Source organism: Mesorhizobium sp. B2-7-2 (genome assembly GCF_006440775.1).
Taxonomy (GTDB): Bacteria; Pseudomonadota; Alphaproteobacteria; order Rhizobiales; family Rhizobiaceae; genus Mesorhizobium.
The window spans coordinates 19,922-37,942 of the sequence record NZ_VFTZ01000013.1; the positions used below are offsets into that span (position 1 = coordinate 19,922).

Here is an 18,021-nt window from a genome sequence, read left to right on the forward strand (position 1 = left end):
CCTTGCGGGGGAGATGCCCGGCAGGGCAGAGGGGGGTGCCTCGCACTGCCATTCTTTCGTCTTGGAGCCCGTCGGATGAGCGAAGCCAAGCCCGCAACAACAAGCGACGGCAACCCGCCCACGTTCCATCTTCCCACAGCCGAGGAACAAGTCGAAGGCCTGCCGCCCGGTTTTGGCGAAGGCCTCGCCGGCAAGGCGGCCTTCCTGATTGCGGTCGCCTTTTCCGTCTTCCAGATCTACATCGCCGCCTATGGCAGCCTGCCCAGCCAGGTGGTGCGCGCCATGCATGTCGGCTTCCTGCTGCTGCTCGGTTTCGGCCTGATCGCCAATCTGCGTGCCAGGAGCGCCGCGGCGAAAGCAGTGTTCTGGACGCTTGGCGTGCTGGGATTCGCGACCGGCCTCTACAACTGGGTCTTCTATGCCGACCTCATCCGCCGCTCCGGCTTCCTCACCACGCCGGACCTGATCGTCGGCACGCTGCTGGTGGTGCTGGTCTTCGAGGCGGCGCGGCGGCTGATGGGCCTGCCGCTGGCGGTCATCGCGTTCATCTTTCTCGCCTATTGCTTCGTCGGCAATCATTTGCCGCCGCCCTTCATCCATCGCGGCTATGATTTCGCGCAGCTTGTCGACACCTTCGCCTATGGCACCGAAGGCATATACGGCACGCCGGTCTATGTTTCGGCGGCCTACATCTTCATCTTCGTCGTCTTTGCCGCCTTCCTCGAACGGGCGGGCATGATCGCGCTGTTCAACGATTTCGCGCTCGGCCTCGTCGGCTCGTGGCGCGGCGGCCCGGCCCAGGTCTGCGTACTGTCCTCGGCGCTGATGGGCACCATCTCCGGTTCGGGCGTCGCCAATGTCGTCGCCAGCGGCCAGTTCACCATCCCGCTGATGAAGCGCTTCGGTTTCCGCTCCGCCTTCGCCGGCGCGGTCGAGGCGACCTCCTCGATGGGCGGCCAGATCATGCCGCCGGTGATGGGAGCCGTCGCCTTCATCATGGCCGAGACGCTGAACATCCCTTACGCCGAGGTGGTCAAGGCGGCGATCATCCCGGCGCTGCTCTATTTCGGCGCCTGCTTCTGGCAGGTGCATCTGGAAGCCGGCAAGGCCGGGCTGCACGGCATGGCCAAGGCGGAGCTGCCCAATCCCTGGGAAGCGGTCAGGAAGCACTGGCCGCTTGTGCTGCCGCTCGCGGTGCTGGTCTATCTGCTCTTTGCCGGCTACACGCCGGTCTTCGCCGGCACGATGGGCCTCGCGCTGACCGTCGTGCTCATCCTCGGCACGCCGCTGGCAGCCTTGATCGGGCCGTTCGCCTTTCGCCTCGTTTTCTGGCTGGCGCTCGGTCTTGCGGCGGCATCCTTCATGCGCTTCGGCGTCAATGTGCTGAGCCTCGTCATCGCAGCGCTCGTCATTGCCTGCTTCGCCTTCAAGGGCGGGCGCGAGACGCTGCGCATTTGCGTCGATTCGCTCGCCGAAGGAGCGAGGAATGCCCTGCCCGTCGGCATCGCCTGCGCCATCGTCGGCATCGTCATCGGCACGCTGACGCTCACCGGCATCGCCTCCACCTTCATCGGCTGGATCATCTCGATCGGCCAGAACAATCTATTCCTGTCGCTGGTGTTGACGATGCTCACCTGCCTGGTTCTCGGCATGGGCATTCCGACCATCCCGAACTACATCATCACCTCCTCGCTTGCCGGCCCGGCGCTGCTGTCGCTGGGCGTGCCGCTGGTGGTCAGCCACATGTTCGTCTTCTATTTCGGCATCATGGCGGACCTGACCCCGCCAGTGGCGCTCGCCGCCTTTGCCGCAGCACCGATGGCCAAGGAAAGCGGCCTCAAGATCGGCATCCAGGCGACCAAGCTCGCCATTGCCGGCTTCGTCGTGCCGTTCATGGCCGTCTACACGCCGGCCCTGATGCTGCAGGACGCCGGCCCGATCGCGGCGTCGTTCGGCTATCCCGTCGAGGTCGGCTATATCGTCGTCAAAGCCTGCATGGGCATCGTGCTCTGGGGCGCCGCCGCCGTCGGCTTCCTCGCCCGCCGCGTGGCCTGGTGGGAGCGTCTCGTCGCGTTCTGCGCCGGCCTGCTGCTGGTGGCCGCATTGCCGCTCACCGACGAGACCGGCTGGGCGCTGGCGCTGGTCTGGATCGGCTGGCACTGGTGGCGCGCCCGCCGGCTGTCCACGGCCGGGACCACATGAGCCTGTGTGTCCTCGCCGCCGGCAAGACGGTGACGCTTGCCGTCGCCGCCTTCACGCTGTCTTGGACGCATTCGGTGGAACGGACGCGCTGGCAGGAGGATTGGAAAGTGTCGCCGGCCGGGCTGCAGGTCGTCGAGGCGCGGGTCAAGGGCTCCGGCGCCGGCATGGAGCCGCCGGAGGGCTCGGTGCTGCGCAGCGGCTGGTGGGTCTATGCGCCACGGATCGGACCCCAACCGCGCCTGGTGCTCGCAGCGTCCGGCGCCACCGGGAAGGGTTGGACGCTGTGCACGGCCGCCGGCTGCCGCGAACTGGGCGAGACGGCCGACGAACCCACCGTGCTCGAACCGTGCGACGGTTCGAGCCAGCCGCGGTAGCGCACGATCAGCCCAGTCGCCGGATGCGATATCTCGACATGGAAGCGGAAGCGGCCGTCCTCGACGGTTTCATATGCGTTCGAGCGCGGGCAAAGCCACATCGGCAATGGCAGGCCGAGAAAACTCCAGCGGCGCAGCACGAGCGACAGGCGGTTCTCGCCGGGAACCAGCGCCATGGCGAAGACGAGCGGGCCGAAACGCTCGCAAAGCAGCCGCTCCGAGCCGCCACGCCCCGCGAACTGCCGGCTCGAAAAACCATGCTTTGCGAAAGTCCGCGTCCAGGTCTCGCCTTGCCCGTCGGTAACGAAACGCACCTTGACGGGGACATCGGCCGCGCCAGGCGGGAAGCCGGCCATGCGCGCAGCAAGCCGGCTAAGCATGCCGCCGCCGCGTTCGATGCTGGCGCGTCCATCCGCCATCGCCGCTCCCTCATGCATCGCACGGACTTCAGCCGGTAGCCTCGTCCAGGCATCGCCGAGCAGGCCGGGATAGAGCGCCTTCCCCTGGCCGGTGTCGTCCCTGACGCCGGTGTGGATTGTCTTGCCGGCAAAGAGCGCCTCATAATCATCCAGCTCGACGTCTCGCACCGCCGCCCGCGCGCCCGGCCCGGGCATGCGGCCGTCGAGCGCCTTGCGGACGATCGCCTCGATCGCCATGGACGGGATCAGCGGCCCGTCATCGCCCTCGGCCAACAGGTGCCAGGATCGTTTGTTTGGTCTGCCCTCTGCGTCCACGCCATCGACCTCGACGAACATGCCGCCGCGATGCTCGCCCCAAGACAGCCGGTTGGTCGCCCAATGCATCAGCGGCGCCAGCGGCGACAGCGACCGCACCAAGCCGGCGCGGACCAGCCAGGCAAGGCCGATCAGCGCCCGGTGCAGCACCTCGGGTACCGGGCCGGCGCCCATCCAGATCGTCTTCGCTTCCGGCCACAATGCCTGCAGCGCGCGCAAATCCGGCACGTCGACCAGCGATAACAGCGTGTTTCTCACCGGCACGCGCCCGGGCGGCGCGATCGTATAGCGCATCTGCTCGGTGAGCGGGTAGCCTTCGGTCTGCCTGCCGTCGCGCAAAAGCCGCACCGGCCGGCCGGCATAGCTTGCAATGGCGCGGATGACGTTCTCGCCGACGCCGGCGAAGGGCGACGGCGCGATGCCGCCGCGGATGCCGTCTACACGCGCCATGCCGGCCGAAAGGCGCCGCACGACCGCCGCCGTCAGCACCGGAAAGCTCGACACGCCGGAGAGCACCATCACGCCGGCTGCCTTGGCCGCCGCGTCGAAAGTGGATACCCCGGCGACGAAGTCCGAACCGTCGGCAAGATCGAGATAATGGGTACGCGCACCGATACAGGCTTCGACCAGCCGGTAGCGCCCCTCGCCATAGGCCTGGAACGGACCGCTGGCGTCGACGACGATGTCGGAAAACATGCCGGCGAGTTGCACGCCAAGGTCGCCGCCGCGGTCGAATGCCGCCGGCACGAGCCTGGCCTTGGTCGCGCCCCGGCCTTTGCAGTAAGCCTCGGCCCTGGCGAGCGACCGGCCGGCGACGATGAGCTCGAGGCGCGGCTGGTTCTCCAGCAATTGGACGATGCGTCCGCCGAAGGTGCCGTAGCCGCCGACGATGAGAAGCTTCATGCCTTGCCCCCAAGCCTCCGTAACCGCCGTCAGCCGATCAATCGCTCCCGCAACTCGGCCGAAGGTATCGCGCAACTGTCTTTCCGGCCGAACAGCGCGTAGCGGTTCTTGGCAACGCGGTCGTAGAGCCAGTCGCGCAGCGGCCGCGGCAGGATGAGCAGCGCCTTCGCGGCGCGCCATGGCCAGCCGAGCGCGGCCATGACCGCGACGAAGCTGTCGAGCTTCGTGAAGGCCGCGCCCTCGATGATGGCGAGGTTGCTGTCGTAGTCGTCGGTCGGCAGGCCGTGCTCGCGAAACAGCGCCTCGCCGAGCGGCGACTGCGCCGTAGCAAAGCGGAAACGTTGTTTCCGGTCGAGCTTGAGGATGAGCTGGACAAAGCCCGAGCAGAACACGCAAACGCCGTCGAAGACGATCAGCGGCTGGCGGGCGTCATAGGCCTGGCGCGGCAAGGTGGGACGTTCGGGCAGGTCGGTCATGGCGGCCCCGGCTGCTTGTGACCCTGGACACTAACCTAGGGGAGACACTAAGCCAGCCGGCGGCGGCGTCAAAGTCGCGGCGTTGTCGCACGCCAGTTGGCGGCGAGCACAAGGCGCTCGGCGCGATAGGTGGTGGCGCGCTGGTCGGCGGCCGGCCTGCAGATGCGGCCGTGGCGGGCACGTTCGCGGGTCATGATCAGTTCGCGCCGACGCCCAGCGAGTTGCCGCGGCGCGCGCAGGCCGGGCCTGGGCCGCGCATGTAATAGCGCTCCGGCCGATAGGTCGGCGCGACGAATTCGCGAATGGCGGCGGCGTAGCCGGCGATGTGATTCCAGAAGTTCATTTTACCTGGTCCCTGTCCGCTTTCGGATGTCCCGTCCGAATTGTTCGAGAGCATAGCGTTGAGGCGTGAATAGTCCGTGAACGTGATGTTAATTTCTGGTCCGAAACACGTTGCTTCGTGGCTGGATTGCGGCTGATTCGCGGTCTTTCGGTGCCTTTCGTCGCGTTTCCGGCTCGTGTGACTTTTGCATCACATATGTTTCGTTCCGATGTCGCTTGCGCGCGCATCTGTTTCACGTTCGGCCAGTGGCAGGGGAATTTCCTTTCGCGCGCCTGGGCGGGCAGGAACCTGCCCCGGAAGAGGACGTTGACCCCGCAAGGCCGGGGCGAACCCGGCCAAGTTGACGGCTGCCCTGCCGCGCAACTTCCCGACAATGCGAAACATGGAAAGGCAACCGCCATGGGCTTCTTTTCGAAAGACATCAAGACGCTGGACGACCTCTTCATCCACACGCTGCGCGACATCTATTATGCCGAGAAGCAGATCGAGAAATCGCTGCCGAAGATGATCGACAAGGCGACCGATCCGCAATTGAAGGCCGGCTTCGAGAAGCATCTCGCGCAGACCAAGGGCCACATCGAGCGGGTCGAGCAAGTGTTCGAGTTGCACGGCGTCAAGGCCAAGACCGTCAATTGCCCGGCCATCGACGGCATCCTCGCGGAGGCCGACGAAGTCAGCGGCGATGTCGACGACAAGGAGGTTCTGGACGCCGCGCTGATCGCCTCCGCCCAGGCCGTCGAGCACTATGAGATAACGCGCTACGGCACGCTGATCGCCTGGGCCAGGCAGCTCGGCCGCAGCGACTGCGCCAACGTGCTGGCCAAGAACCTCAAGGAAGAAGAGGCGACGGACCGCAAGCTCACCGAGATCGCCGAGAGCAAGGTCAACCTGCAGGCCGCCGAATAGCAGGCTGCGTGGCCAGCCCTCCCGGAACCCAAGCGAACCCCTGTCCGTTGCGATTGAAACCGCATCGCGCAGGAGTTCGCAATGGCACCACGCCCGGCTTGGAAGGGCTATCTCAAACTGTCGCTGGTCACATGCGCCATCGAGCTCACCAACGTCGTGACCCATGCCGAGAAGGTCGCTTTCCGCATCCTCAACCGCAAGACCGGCAACACCGTCAAGCGCATCTATGTCGATGCGGGCACCGGCAAGCCGCTTGAGGAGGGCGACGAGATCAAGGGCTATGAGGTGAGCGACGGCGACTTCGTCCATATCGAGGAGGACGAGATCGAGGCGGTGCAGATCGAATCCTCGCACACGATGAGCCTCGACGGCTTCGTCGAGAAATCCTCGATCGAGCAGATCTACCTCGACACGCCCTACTATGTTTCCCCGGCGGACGAGGTGTCGCAAGAAGCCTTCGCCGTCATCCGCGACGCGATGGCGGCCAGGAAGATGGCAGGGCTTGCGCGCATCGTGCTTTATCGGCGCGAGCGCCCGGTGGCGATCGAGCCGCTCGGCAAGGGCATGGTGCTGACCACCTTGCGCTACGACGACACGGTGCGCCGGCCGGCGACGGTGTTCGAGGACATCGCAGCGGCGAAGACCGACAAGGAGATGATCGACTTGGCCCAGCACATCATCGACGGCAAGAAGACGAAGTTCGACCCGTCGAAATTCGACGACCGCTACGAGGAGGCGCTGCTCGAGCTGATCCGCGCCAAGAAGGCGGGCAAGACGGCGCCCAAGGCCAAGGCGCAGCCAAAGCCGTCCAACGTGGTCAACCTGTTCGATGCGTTGAAGAAGAGCCTGAACGCGGAAGGCGGCGGCGGCAAAGCCGGCAAGGCCACAGCGAAAGCGGCGGCCGGGAAAAGCAAGAGCAAGGCCGCGCCAAAACGCAAATCCGCATAGGAGGGTGGCGGCATGGCCGGCCTCGAGCAGTATCACGCCAAGCGCGATTTCAAGAAGACCGCCGAGCCGGCCGGCAAGGTCGGCAGGCAAAAGCAAGGCGGCGGCATCTTCGTCGTCCAGAAGCATGCCGCCACGCGGCTCCACTATGATTTCCGGCTTGAGCATGACGGCGTCTTGTGGAGCTGGGCGGTGACGCGCGGCCCGAGCCTCGATCCGCACGAGAAGCGGCTGGCCGTGCATGTCGAGGATCACCCGATCGACTACGCGTCCTTCGAAGGCACCATTCCGAAGGGCCAATATGGCGGCGGCTCGGTCATCGTCTGGGACGAAGGCAAGTGGACGCCGGATGGCGATCCGGCCAAGGGCATCAAGAAGGGCCATATCGACTTCGAGCTCGAGGGCCACAAGCTCAACGGCCGCTGGCATCTGGTCAGGCTGCGGCCCCGCCCGGGCGAGACGCGCGACAACTGGCTGCTGATCAAATCCGACGATGCCGCCGCCCGGCCCGGCAAGGACGTTCTCGAGGAGAAACCGAAATCGGTGAAGTCGGGCCTGACTATCGAGGAGGTGGGCGAAGGCAAGGCCGCCAGGGGCGAGAAGCCGAAAGTCTGGCAATCCAACAGGCCGGCTGCCGCCAAGACCAAGGCCGGGCCTAGCAAGCGTCTCGAATTCATCGAGCCGCAGCTCGCGACGCTGGAAAAGGATGCGCCCGCCGGCGAGGACTGGCTTCACGAAGTCAAATTCGACGGCTACCGCATGCAGGCGCAGATCGCCGGCAGCGAGGTCAGGCTGCTCACCCGCGCCGGTCTCGACTGGACGGACAAATTCGATGGTCCGGTCACCGGCGCGCTTGCCAGGCTGAAATGCCGCGACGCCATCATCGACGGCGAGATCGTGGTTTTGGCCGACAGCGGCGTGTCGTCCTTCCCCTTGCTGCAGGCGGATCTGTCGGCCCGCCGCGCCGACCGCTTCGTCTACTATGTCTTCGACCTGATGCGGCTCGACGGCAAGGACCTGCGCCGCGAACCTTTGGTCGAACGCAAGCAGGCCCTGGCAGAGCTGCTGGGCCAGCAGCCCGAACATTCGGCGCTGCGCTTCAGCGACCATTTCCACGAGCCGGGCAAGGTCATGCTGCAGCATGTCTGCCGCATGGGCCTGGAAGGCGTGGTGTCGAAACGCGCCGACGCGCCCTACCGCAGCGGGCGGGGGCTCTCCTGGATCAAATCCAAATGCACGCTGCGCCAGGAATTCGTCATCGGCGGCTATCTGCCCTCGGACAAGACCGGGCGCGGCCTGCGCTCGCTGCTGGTCGGGTTCAACGAAGGCGGCAAGCTGCACTATGCCGGCCGTGTCGGCACCGGCTTTTCCGGCAAGGTGATGACCGATTTGAAGAAGAAGCTCGACGGCCTCAAGGCGACGGCCTCGCCGTTCTCGGGCGCCGTGCCCAAGGGCAAGGGCCTCACCTTCGTCAAGCCGGAACTTGTCGGCGAAGTGGAGTTCCGCAGCTGGACTTCCGACCGTATAATCCGCCACGCCTCGTTCCAGGGGTTGCGCGAGGACAAACCGGCGGAGGAAGTCGTGCAGGAACAGCCGAAGAAGGTCGAAACCGGGGCGAAGCCGGGTACAGAGACCGCGCCGAAACCCTCGGCCGGAACGGCGAAGACCTCGATCAAGCTCTCGCATCCCGACAAGCTGCTATGGCCCGACGAAAAGGTTTCCAAGCGGGACCTGCTCGATCACTACGCGCTGGTCTGGCCGCGCATGGCAGAATTCGTCGTCAACCGGCCGCTGAGCCTGGTGCGGGCGCCGGACGGCATCCACGGCCAGCGCTTCTTCCAAAAACACGCCTCGCCCGGCATGAGCGACAAGATCGCCAGGATGAAGGATCCGACCGACGGCGAGGAGATACTGTTCATCAAGGATTTCGACGGGCTGGCCGCGCTTGTCCAGTACGGCGTGGTCGAGGTCCATATCTGGGGCTCGACGATCGACGAGCTGGAAAAGCCGGACCAGATCATCTTCGATCTCGATCCGGACGAAGGCGTCGATGTCGGCCGCGTGCGCGAGGCGGCGCTCGACATCCACAAGCAGCTCGACGAGCTGTCGCTGCCGAACCTGGTCAAGACCTCGGGCGGCAAGGGCTACCACGTGCTGGTGCCGCTGAAGCCGTCGGCGGAGTGGGACGAGGTCAAGGATTTCGCGCATGATTTCGCCCGCGCGCTCGAGCAGGCCGCGCCCGACCGCTACACGGCGACGTTGTCGAAGAAGGCGCGCACCGGCAAGATCTTCGTCGACTATCTTCGCAACGGCAGGGGCTCGACCACGGTCGCGCCCTATTCCTCGCGCGCCAAGAAGGGCGCGACAGTGTCGATGCCGGCGACCTGGCCGGAGATAAAGAAGGGGCTCGCGCCGAATGCCTTCCCGCTTGGCGATAAGACGACGCTGAACGAGCTGAAGAAGGCCGATCCGTGGAAGGAGTTCTTCAAGCTGGGGAAGCCACTGAAAAGGGGGTGAGCCTGTGCGGAAGAAGCCCACGTCGTGATCCTTCGCGCCCCCCTCTGGCCTGCCGGCCATCTCCCCCTAGGGGGAGATTGATCGCTCAGCCGGTTTCGCCAATCTCCAACCTTGCAGGAATAGCGGAGCGCCAGAACTGCTGATCTCCCCCCTAGAGGGCCTAGAGGGGGAGATGCCCGGCAGGGCAGAGGGGAGCGCCTCGCGCCGATATTGCGAGCGTATCGCTTGCGCAGAACTACGCCAGGAACACCCTCTCGAATTCCTGCCGGCCCTTCGGCGAGAACGCCACGGCGCGGCTGTCCTTTTCGCGCCTCGCCCATTTCTCGGCGATGATCTTGTCGAGGATGGCCGCACCCAGCGTGCCGGCGAGGTGCGATCGCCGCACGCTCCAGTCGAGGCAGGCGCGGCAAACCGGCCGCCGCGCCTTGGCAGCGGTCTCGATGCCGAGCGCGGAAAAATGCGAGGCGCCGGATGGCGAGAGCCTGATCTGGTTGTCGTCGCGCAGCAAAAGCTTCCTGTCGAGCAGCCGGTCGAGCATCGCCACCGCCTGCTCGCCGGCCAGGTGATCGTAGCAGACCCGCGCCACGCGCATGGCCGCGTCGCGCGGTCCCGGCCGCACGCGCTTCGGGCCGACCGCTTCGGCGACGCCGATGATCGCCTCGATCATGCCGGCAACCTGCGCCCCGGCGAGACCGTAATAGCGGTGCCGGCCCTGGCTGGCCAAAGTCAGCAGGCCGCCATCCATCAGCTTCGACAGATGCGAGGAAGCGGTGGGCAGCGACACGCCGGCTTCCAGCGCCAGTTCCGACGCCGTCAGCGCGGTGCCGCCCATCAGGGCGTTCAGCATGTTGGCGCGGGCCGGGTCGCCGACCAGGCTGGCGATGCGGGCGATGTCGGGTCCTTCACGCATGGTTCGATCCTCGTCGAAGCATTCTTGTCAGGGAAGCACTATTCTGCGGTCGGCTCAAGCAGCGCGGCAAACACTCCTGACAGGAGAATGCCTAGCACGATGACGGAGACGATGTTTCGACCGCGATCGAACCGTCGTCGTCAAAAACCAACGGACGAGGAGACCGACATGACCATCACCTGCTTTATCCGCTACGAGATCGACCCGTTCGGCAAGGCGGCCTTCGAGCAATATGCGCGGGCCTGGGGCCAGGCCATTCCGCGCTGCGGCGCCGACCTGATCGGCTATTACGCCCCGCATGAAGGCTCGGCCACCACCGCTTACGCCGCCTACAACATCGAGAGCCTCGCGGCCTACGAGGCCTACCGCGCGCGGCTTGCCGCCGACCCGGCGGGCAAGGCAAATTACGAGTTCGCGCGGCGCGAGAAATTCATCTTGAAGGAAGATCGCCTCTTCCTGAAGCTGGTGTCCGGGCCGCATGGTCCGCGGCAGATCTTCAGGACCGACGTGACGGTCAAGGAAGGGATAGAGGCATGATCGCTGTCATCTTCGAGGTGGAGCCGGCGGAAGGCAAGCGCGATGCCTATCTCGGCATCGCCGCCGAGCTTAAGCCGCTGCTCGAGAGCATCGACGGCTTCATCTCGGTCGAGCGCTTCCAGAGCCTGACCGATCCGAAGCGGGTGCTGTCGCTGTCTTTCTGGCGCGACGAGGAAGCGGTGAAAGCCTGGCGCAACACCGAGGAGCACCGGCAGGCGCAAAAGGCGGGGCGCGGCGGAATCTTCGCCGGCTACCGTCTGCGCATTGCCCATGTCGTGCGCGACTACGGGATGAAGGAAAGGGCCGAGGCGCCGCAAGATAGCCGCGAGGTGAATGGGTAGGCTCTCCCTTCTCCCCTTGTGGGAGAAGGTAAAGAGCTACGCATTGCCGATCAGCACGCCCGCCCCGAACACCAGCGCGCCGCCCAGCACCACCTGGAAGGCGGCGCGCCAGAACGGGGTCTGCATGTAGCGGTTCTGCACGAAAGCGATCGCCCAGAGCTCGAAGAACACCACCACCGCCGCCACGGCGGTGGCCGTCCAGAAATGCGGGATCAGATAGGGCAGCGCGTGGCCGAGGCCGCCCAGCGAAGTCATCAGGCCGACCGTCAACCCTCGCTTGAGCGGTGAGCCGCGCCCCGACAGCTTACCGTCGTCGGAGGCGACCTCGGTGAAACCCATCGAGATGCCGGCGCCGATCGAGGCGGCGAGGCCGACCAGGAGCGTCTGCCAGGTGTCGTGCGTGGCGAACGCCGCGGCGAAGATCGGCGCCAGCGTCGACACCGAGCCGTCCATCAGCCCGGCCAGCCCCGGCTGCACATAGGTGAGGATGAACTGGCGCTGCTCGGCCGTCGCCTCCTCCTCCTTGACCGTGCCCGGCACATGCTCCTGCTCCAATTCATGCGCCGAGCTCTCATGGCCCTGCTCGGCCGCAGCGAGGTCGTTGAGCAGCTTGCGCGTCGAGGCGTCGGTGGTGCGCTTGGCCGCCTCGACGTAGAAGCGATAGGCCTGCCGCTCCATTTCCTCGGCCTGCCGCCGCACATGCTCGATGCCGAGCGGCTTCACCAGCCAGTCGGGCTTGCGCTCGAAATAGCCTTTCACATGCTCGCGCCGGATCAGCGGGATGCGCTCGCCGAAGCGCTTGCGGTGAAGCTCGATGAGCGAATCGCGATGGCCGTCCTCTTCCTCGGCCATCGCCTCGAACACTTTTGCCGATTGCGGAAAGTCCTGCGCTAGGCCATCGGCGTAAGCGCGGTAGATGCGTCCGTCATCCTCCTCGGAAGAGATCGCCAGCGCCAGGATCTCCTGCTCCGAAAGCGAATCGAAGGAACGGCGGCCGAAGCCGAAAACACGGGAAAGCATGATGGGATCACTCTAGTTTAGAATTGTTCTAAACTATGATCTTGGCAGTCGAAGGTCAATTGCCAACGGCGCGGGCTGCGGGCGCGCGAATGCTGATCCCGCGAGGCCAAACCCTTCATTATTGCCGAATGTTTGCCTATATAGCTGATCACCACCGAAATTGAAGGACGCCCGGCATGACGGACAAGAAGCCCCCACACGCATTTGACGCCAAGCCGGTTCTCGATCTCATCGCCAGCATCGAGGCCGACCTGCAGCGCCTGAAGGGTCTTGTCGAGGAACAGCTCGATAAATTCGACCCGGCAAACCCGCACAACAAGACGCCGGACGGCAAGCTGACCGAGGAAGGCGCGGAGTGCTGCTACCGCATGTTCGACGAAGGCAAGTCGCGCTACACCGTCTCCCAGCAGATGAAGATATCCTTCGCCGCCGCCACCCACCGCTTCAATTCCTGGCGCAAGCTGGGCGGCAGCAAAAGGACGAAGACGCTGCTGGGGTGAGGGGTTGCCGGCAGGCGCAATGTCGGCGGGACAGCGCCCCCCTCTGGCCTGCCGGCCATCTCCCCCACGAGGTGGGAGATTAGCTGTTTCGGCGCCCCGCCCAATTTTGCGACCTAGGAGATTGGCGAAAGCCGGCGTGACGTCTGATCTCCCCCCACGTGGCGGAGATGTCCGGTAGGACAGAGGGGGCGCGACGGAACGCCAACTCCCCAAGCTGCCAAACTAACCTTGTCTCCATCACATTTTTTCGTTGGCGCGACGCCTCGGTTTGCGTGCACCATGACCGGGCTTATCCCGCGAGGCCCATCATGCTCACCCTGCCCGGCATCTCCGACATCCGCGCCGCCGCCGAGCGGCTTTCCGGCCTGATCGTCGAAACGCCGCTGATCGAATCGCCCGAGCTCAACAAGCGCTATGGCGGCCGCATCCTATTCAAGCCCGAGACGCTGCAGCGCACCGGCTCCTTCAAGATCCGCGGTGCCTACAACAAGCTGTCTAGCCTGAGCGAGGAAGAGCGCGGCCGGGGCGTCGTCGCCTTCTCCTCCGGCAACCACGCGCAAGGCGTGGCGGCATCGGCCGCCATGTTCGGCGTCAAGGCGGTGATCGCCATGCCGGCCGACGCGCCGGCGCTGAAAGTCGGCAATGTCCGCAAGATGGGCGCCGAAGTGGTGCCGTTCGACCGCTTCAAGGACGACCGCATGACGGTCGTTCGCCCCTATATCGAAAAGGGCATGGTGCTGGTGCCGCCCTTCGACGATCCGGCCATCATCGCCGGCCAGGGCACGATCGGCCTGGAAGTGATCAAGCAGGCGAAAGCGCTTGGCGTGGCGCTCGACGCCGTCGTCGTCCCTTGCGGCGGCGGCGGCCTGTCGAGCGGCATCTCCGTCGCCGTCAAGGACGCCTCGCCGCAAACCGCCATCTGGGCGGTCGAGCCCGAACATTTCGACGACACGCGCCGCTCGCTGGCCAAGGGCGAGCGGGTTTCGAACGAACCCGGACACGCTTCGATCTGCGATGCGCTGCTCACCGCCGAACCCGGCGCCATCACCTTCGAGATCAACCGCCGGAATCTCGCCGGCGCCATCGCCGTCTCCGACAAGGCGGCCGCCCAGGCGATGCGCGACGCCATGGCTCATCTCAAGCTTGTCGTCGAGCCCGGCGGCTGCGTCGCGTTTGCCGCGCTCTCATCCGGCGAGATCGACGTCGCCGGCAAATGCGTCGCCGTGGTGCTGTCCGGCGGCAATGTCGATCTCGGCACCTATGCCGGGATCATGGCGGCGGCATAGAGACCCTTCGTAGCGGGACACTTGCCTTTAGCGTCGATCACGTTACGTTTTCCATCAGTTGGTCACTGCCGGAGAAGCTGTTGCTAGGTTACCTGCCATTTGCCTTGGGCGGGGCATTCGGGCTGCTGGTTGCGTTTCTGCTTGCCGGAGCGTTTGGCATCGGTGGAACCGCCCAATTGTTGCTCTTTGGCCTGTTGCCTGCGATCGGCGGCGCCATCTGCGAGCGCATGACCAGCCGCAACTGATCTTGGCCAATCGTGTCGACCTGCCCTGCGTCAGGGGCGTCCGACCTAATCCAGCGTGCGCCTGAACCGCACCAGCGCCACGCCGGCAAACAATGCCACGAACACCACCAGCCAGCCGACTTCCGCCGCCACCGCCGGCAGCTCTGCCCCTTTCAGCATGACGGCGCGGGTGATGCGCAAAAAATGCGTCAGCGGGAAGATCTCGCCAAAGGTCTGTGCCCACCCCGGCATGCCGCGATAGGGGAACATGAAGCCCGACAGCATGATCGAGGGCAGGAAGAAGAAGAAGGTGAGCTGCAGCGCCTGCATCTGCGTGCGCGCGATCGTCGAGATCGTGTAGCCGAGCAGCACCAGCGACAGCACGAACACCAGCACGGTCGACAGCAGCAGCGACAGCGACCCCATGAAGGGAATGGCAAACAGAAGCTTCGCCGCCGCCAGCACGACCACTACCTGCACCGCGCCCACCACCAGGTAGGGCAGCACCTTGCCCATCATGATCTCGAGCGGGCTCGACGGCATGGCCAGAAGGTTTTCCATCGTGCCGCGCTCGGTCTCGCGCGTCAGCGCGATCGAGGTCATCATCACCATCGTCATCTGCAGGATAACGCCAAGCAGGCCGGGAACGATGTTGTATTGCGAGATGCCTTCGGGATTGTAGCGCCGGTGCACGACGACATCGAGTTGGCCGCGCGCCGCCTCCTTGGCAGTCTCCTCAGTGCCCTGCGCCCTGAGCAGCGCCTGGCCGGCCACGGTGCTGAGCGTCGAGATCGCGCCGCTGGCGACCGCCGGGTCGGTGGCGTCGGCCTCGATCAGGATCTGCGGGTGGTCGCCGCGCTCGACGCGGCGGGCGAAATCGGCGGGGATGGTGACCACGAAGGAGACGTCGCCGCGCGCCATCAGGAACTCGGCTTCCTCGGCACTTTGCGCGACATGGTCGAAGCGGTAGTAGCCGGTGGTCTGCAGCGCCGAGACCATGGCCCGCGTGTAGGGGTCGCTGCTGGTCGCCACGAGCGCGGCCGGCAGGCTCTTCGGGTCGTTGTTGATCGCATAGCCGAACAGCACCAGCTGGATCAGCGGCACCCCCAGCATCATGGCGAAGGTGATGCGGTCGCGCCGCATCTGGATGAATTCCTTGGCGAGCAGCGCGCCCAGCCTGGCGAAGGAGAAGACCGCGTTCATGCCATATTGTCCTTCGAGCCGGCCATGAACTGGATGAACACATCCTCAAGGCTGGTCTCGCCTGGCTTCACGGTGACGCCCTTGTGTTCCTTCTCGACGTCGGCCAGCGCCTTTTCGAGCGCCGCCTTGTCGGAGCCGACGACATGCAGCGTCGCGCCGAACGGCGCCACCTGGTCGACGCCGGGCCTGCCCTGCAGCGCCTCGGCCACCTGGTCGAGCCGCGGCCCCTGCAAGACGAAAGTGGTCAGCCCGGCATTCTTCACCACCTCGTCCACGGTGCCGGTGGCGAGCATCTTGCCGTAGGAGATGTAGCTGATGCGGTGGCAGCGCTCGGCCTCGTCCATGTAGTGGGTGGAGACGAGCACGGTCAGTCCGCCGCCGGCAAGGCGATGGATCTCGTCCCAGAACTCGCGCCGGGCCTTCGGATCGACGCCGGCCGTCGGCTCGTCGAGTAGCAGCAGCTTCGGCTCGTGCATGATGCAGGCGGCTAAGGCCAGCCGCTGCTTCCAGCCGCCGGAAAGCGTGCCGGCCAGCTGGTTGCGGCGGCTGGCCAGGCCGAGATCCTGAAGCGTGCGCGAGACATACTCCTCGACCGGCCTCAGCCGGTAGAGCCGCGCCACGAATTCGAGGTTCTCGCCGATCGTCAGGTCCTCGTAGAACGAGAATTTCTGCGTCATGTAGCCGACTTCGCGCTTGATCTTGAGCGCGTCGGTGCGGATGTCGAAGCCCAGCACCGTGCCGTCGCCTTCGTCCGGCGTCAAAAGCCCGCACATGATGCGGATGGTCGTCGTCTTGCCCGAGCCGTTCGGCCCGAGGAAGCCGACGATCTCGCCTTCGGCGACCGTCATCGTCACATGGTCGACGACGGTCTTGTCGCCGAAGCGCTTGACCAGGCCGCGAACGTCAATGGCGTTCATTGCCCGAGATCCGCAAGATCGACATCGACGATCTGGCCGGGCTGCAGCGGTCCCGCATCGCCCTCCGGCCGCGCCTCGACGAGATAGACCAGCTTCTGCCGGTTCTCCAGCGAGTAGATCACCGGCGGCGTGAATTCGGGGTCAGGCGAGACATAGCTGACGCGTGCCCTCAGCCCCGTCCCGCAGCCGTCGCAATGGACGTTGAGCTCGGTGCCGACCTTGACCGCCGAGAACGCGCCTTCGGGCACATAGACGCTGAGCTTCACGGCGCCGTCCGGCAGCATCGAGATCACCGGCGCGGTCGGCCCGGCTGTGTCGCCTGGATTGCGGATGACATCGTTGACGCGGCCGGGCGAGGGCGCCGCCAGAACCCGCTTCGACAGCCGCCACTCGGCCTGCTCCAGGGTCGACCGCGCCTGCTTGACCTGGTTGTCGGCGGCCTTGATGGTCTCGGCCCGCGCCGGCAGATTGCCGACGGCGAGATTGGCCTCCGCCTGGCCGACCTGGGCATTGGCGGTCTCCAGCGAAGCCGAGGCGGTGTCGTAATCGGCCTGGGTGCCGGTGCCGCGCTTGTACAGGTCGCTGGCGCGGTCGTATTTGCGCTTGGCGTCGGCCGCCTGGGCTTTGGCCATGTCGACCTCGGCCTTGAGCACGGCGATTTCCTCGGGGCGCTTGCCGACCTGCAGATCGGCAAGCTGGGCCTGGGCCTGCGCAAGCGCGGCTTTGGCCTGCACAACCTCGATCTTGGCGTCGGCATCTTCCAGCGTCGCCACCGCCGTGCCATTCTCGACGCGGTCGCCGCGCCGAACCGTCACCGTCGCCACCTGGGCCACTTCGATCGGCGCCATCAGCACATATTCGCCTTCGACATAGCCGACGGCCAAAGGTGCGGCCGGCGCGCAGGCGCCGAACAATTGGGCCGCGAGCGGCAGCGAACAAAGAAAGCTCATGATTTGCCCTTCTTGCCGGTGGCCGGCCCGCGTGCGGCCAGCATTGCCCTGAGATTGTCGGTTGCGACCGCAACCACCTTGGCGGCCTCTTCATTGCCGATCTCGCGCCAGCCCATCCGGCGCATCACCGCCTCGCGGCCGATGCGGAAATAGATGACCTGGCCGATCATGGTGAAGACGGTAAGCTTGGTCGCTTCGCTCTCGGCCGGCTCGCCGGTCGCCTGTTCCCAGACCTGGCACAGCCGCCGGTGCGTCGGCTCGAACACGCCGGAATAGATGCGGTCGAGCGCGGCGGTCGGATGCGAGAGCTCGCGAAGTACGAATTGTACGATCTCGCCGGCCTGCGGACTGGCCACGACGAAGCCCACCATCCGCTCGAGCGCCGCGAAAAGCTGCGCCTGGGCTGCTTCCGGGTCCAGGGGCGCCGTTGCTTGCACGCCGCCCAGCGCCTGGCCGGCAATCCCCTGGATGGTGTCGACGATGAAGTCGGCGGCGGCGGCGCGCAGGCCTTCCTTGCCGCCGAAGTGATAGGCGATGGAGCCAATATTGGCCTTGGCCTCGGCCGCGATCTCCCGCGTCGAGGTGCCGTCGAAACCCTTCCGCCCGAACAGCCTGAGCGCCGCGTGGACAAGCGCCGCGCGCGTTTGATCGGCGGTGCCGACCTCGCGCTGCGGCCTCCTTGCGATTGATCCTTTGTTCATGGCCCGACTTTAATCAATCGATTGATTAAAGT

Annotated in this window: 19 protein-coding genes and 1 pseudogene; 10 read left to right on the plus strand and 10 right to left on the minus strand. The window is 65.7% G+C overall.

Annotation, left to right across the window (positions count from 1 at the left end):
* The first annotated feature begins 75 nt into the window (after positions 1-75).
* Entirely contained in the window at positions 76-2,202 is a 2,127-nt protein-coding gene (locus FJ425_RS18335) for a TRAP transporter permease (RefSeq protein WP_140725164.1), read from the plus strand.
* Entirely contained in the window at positions 2,199-2,576 is a 378-nt protein-coding gene (locus FJ425_RS18340) for a DUF1850 domain-containing protein (protein ID WP_140633377.1), read from the plus strand. Before FJ425_RS18335 ends, FJ425_RS18340 begins: the two co-directional genes overlap by 4 nt.
* Before the next feature lie 44 nt (positions 2,577-2,620).
* Here FJ425_RS18340 and FJ425_RS18345 read toward each other — a convergent pair.
* From FJ425_RS18345 to FJ425_RS18355, 4 genes and pseudogenes are all read right to left on the minus strand, one after another.
* Positions 2,621-4,213, minus strand: a pseudogene (locus FJ425_RS18345) (DUF4166 domain-containing protein); the annotation flags it as partial.
* A 29-nt stretch (positions 4,214-4,242) separates the two neighbouring features.
* Positions 4,243-4,689: a thiol-disulfide oxidoreductase DCC family protein gene (locus FJ425_RS18350; protein ID WP_140633374.1), complete on the minus strand. Its 447-nt coding sequence runs from the start codon at positions 4,687-4,689 to the stop codon at positions 4,243-4,245.
* Between the two features lie 68 nt (positions 4,690-4,757).
* Positions 4,758-4,883, minus strand: a complete 126-nt coding sequence (locus FJ425_RS32350) for a hypothetical protein (RefSeq protein ID WP_281405778.1) — start codon at positions 4,881-4,883, stop codon at positions 4,758-4,760.
* A gap of 2 nt (positions 4,884-4,885) precedes the next feature.
* Positions 4,886-5,032 carry a hypothetical protein gene (locus tag FJ425_RS18355; protein WP_140545780.1) on the minus strand — a complete coding sequence of 49 codons (147 nt, stop codon included), beginning with the start codon at positions 5,030-5,032 and terminating at the stop codon, positions 4,886-4,888.
* Positions 5,033-5,431: 399 nt separating this feature from the next.
* Between FJ425_RS18355 and FJ425_RS18360 the strand changes: the two genes are divergently transcribed.
* The 3 genes from FJ425_RS18360 to ligD all read left to right on the plus strand — a co-directional run bounded on the left by FJ425_RS18360 (position 5,432) and on the right by ligD (position 9,400).
* A complete protein-coding gene (locus FJ425_RS18360; protein ID WP_140545781.1) occupies positions 5,432-5,938 on the plus strand; it encodes a ferritin-like domain-containing protein in 507 nt (168 codons plus the stop codon).
* Between the two features lie 81 nt (positions 5,939-6,019).
* Positions 6,020-6,886 (plus strand): Ku protein, encoded by an 867-nt coding sequence (locus FJ425_RS18365; RefSeq protein ID WP_140633371.1) that lies wholly within the window; start codon positions 6,020-6,022, stop codon positions 6,884-6,886.
* A 12-nt stretch (positions 6,887-6,898) separates the two neighbouring features.
* On the plus strand, positions 6,899-9,400 hold the full coding sequence (gene ligD / locus FJ425_RS18370; RefSeq protein WP_140633368.1) for a DNA ligase D: 2,502 nt from the start codon (positions 6,899-6,901) through the stop codon (positions 9,398-9,400).
* Between the two features lie 235 nt (positions 9,401-9,635).
* On the opposite strand, the gene FJ425_RS18375 is transcribed toward ligD, so the two are convergent.
* On the minus strand, positions 9,636-10,310 hold the full coding sequence (locus FJ425_RS18375) for a winged helix-turn-helix domain-containing protein (protein ID WP_140633365.1): 675 nt from the start codon (positions 10,308-10,310) through the stop codon (positions 9,636-9,638).
* A gap of 168 nt (positions 10,311-10,478) precedes the next feature.
* Between FJ425_RS18375 and FJ425_RS18380 the strand changes: the two genes are divergently transcribed.
* Both FJ425_RS18380 and FJ425_RS18385 read left to right on the plus strand, forming a co-directional pair.
* On the plus strand, positions 10,479-10,847 hold the full coding sequence (locus FJ425_RS18380; protein WP_140633362.1) for an NIPSNAP family protein: 369 nt from the start codon (positions 10,479-10,481) through the stop codon (positions 10,845-10,847).
* Complete coding sequence (locus FJ425_RS18385; protein ID WP_140725167.1) at positions 10,844-11,188, plus strand: antibiotic biosynthesis monooxygenase; 345 nt, start codon at positions 10,844-10,846, stop codon at positions 11,186-11,188. The genes FJ425_RS18380 and FJ425_RS18385 overlap by 4 nt, the downstream gene beginning before the upstream one ends.
* A 36-nt stretch (positions 11,189-11,224) precedes the next feature.
* Here FJ425_RS18385 and mbfA read toward each other — a convergent pair whose 3' ends face one another.
* Complete coding sequence (gene mbfA, locus FJ425_RS18390) at positions 11,225-12,208, minus strand: iron exporter MbfA (RefSeq protein ID WP_140545787.1); 984 nt, start codon at positions 12,206-12,208, stop codon at positions 11,225-11,227.
* A gap of 176 nt (positions 12,209-12,384) precedes the next feature.
* Here mbfA and FJ425_RS18395 point away from each other — a divergent pair, with 176 nt between their 5' ends.
* From FJ425_RS18395 to FJ425_RS31580, 3 genes are all read left to right on the plus strand, one after another.
* Positions 12,385-12,708, plus strand: a complete 324-nt coding sequence (locus FJ425_RS18395; RefSeq protein ID WP_095770189.1) for a hypothetical protein — start codon at positions 12,385-12,387, stop codon at positions 12,706-12,708.
* Positions 12,709-13,016: 308 nt separating this feature from the next.
* Complete coding sequence (locus tag FJ425_RS18400; RefSeq protein WP_140725170.1) at positions 13,017-13,994, plus strand: threonine/serine dehydratase; 978 nt, start codon at positions 13,017-13,019, stop codon at positions 13,992-13,994.
* An 80-nt stretch (positions 13,995-14,074) separates the two neighbouring features.
* A complete protein-coding gene (locus FJ425_RS31580) occupies positions 14,075-14,239 on the plus strand; it encodes a hypothetical protein (RefSeq protein WP_181175963.1) in 165 nt (54 codons plus the stop codon).
* Positions 14,240-14,284: 45 nt separating this feature from the next.
* Here FJ425_RS31580 and FJ425_RS18405 read toward each other — a convergent pair whose 3' ends face one another.
* From FJ425_RS18405 to FJ425_RS18420, 4 genes are read right to left on the minus strand one after another with little or no spacing between them, the layout of a single operon-like run.
* Positions 14,285-15,421: an ABC transporter permease gene (locus FJ425_RS18405; protein WP_140725173.1), complete on the minus strand. Its 1,137-nt coding sequence runs from the start codon at positions 15,419-15,421 to the stop codon at positions 14,285-14,287.
* Entirely contained in the window at positions 15,418-16,338 is a 921-nt protein-coding gene (locus FJ425_RS18410; RefSeq protein WP_095770115.1) for an ABC transporter ATP-binding protein, read from the minus strand. The genes FJ425_RS18405 and FJ425_RS18410 overlap by 4 nt, the downstream gene beginning before the upstream one ends.
* Complete coding sequence (locus tag FJ425_RS18415; RefSeq protein ID WP_140725175.1) at positions 16,335-17,288, minus strand: HlyD family efflux transporter periplasmic adaptor subunit; 954 nt, start codon at positions 17,286-17,288, stop codon at positions 16,335-16,337. Before FJ425_RS18415 ends, FJ425_RS18410 begins: the two co-directional genes overlap by 4 nt.
* Positions 17,285-17,989 (minus strand): DUF1956 domain-containing protein, encoded by a 705-nt coding sequence (locus FJ425_RS18420; RefSeq protein WP_140725178.1) that lies wholly within the window; start codon positions 17,987-17,989, stop codon positions 17,285-17,287. Before FJ425_RS18420 ends, FJ425_RS18415 begins: the two co-directional genes overlap by 4 nt.
* Between the last annotated feature and the right edge of the window lie 32 nt (positions 17,990-18,021).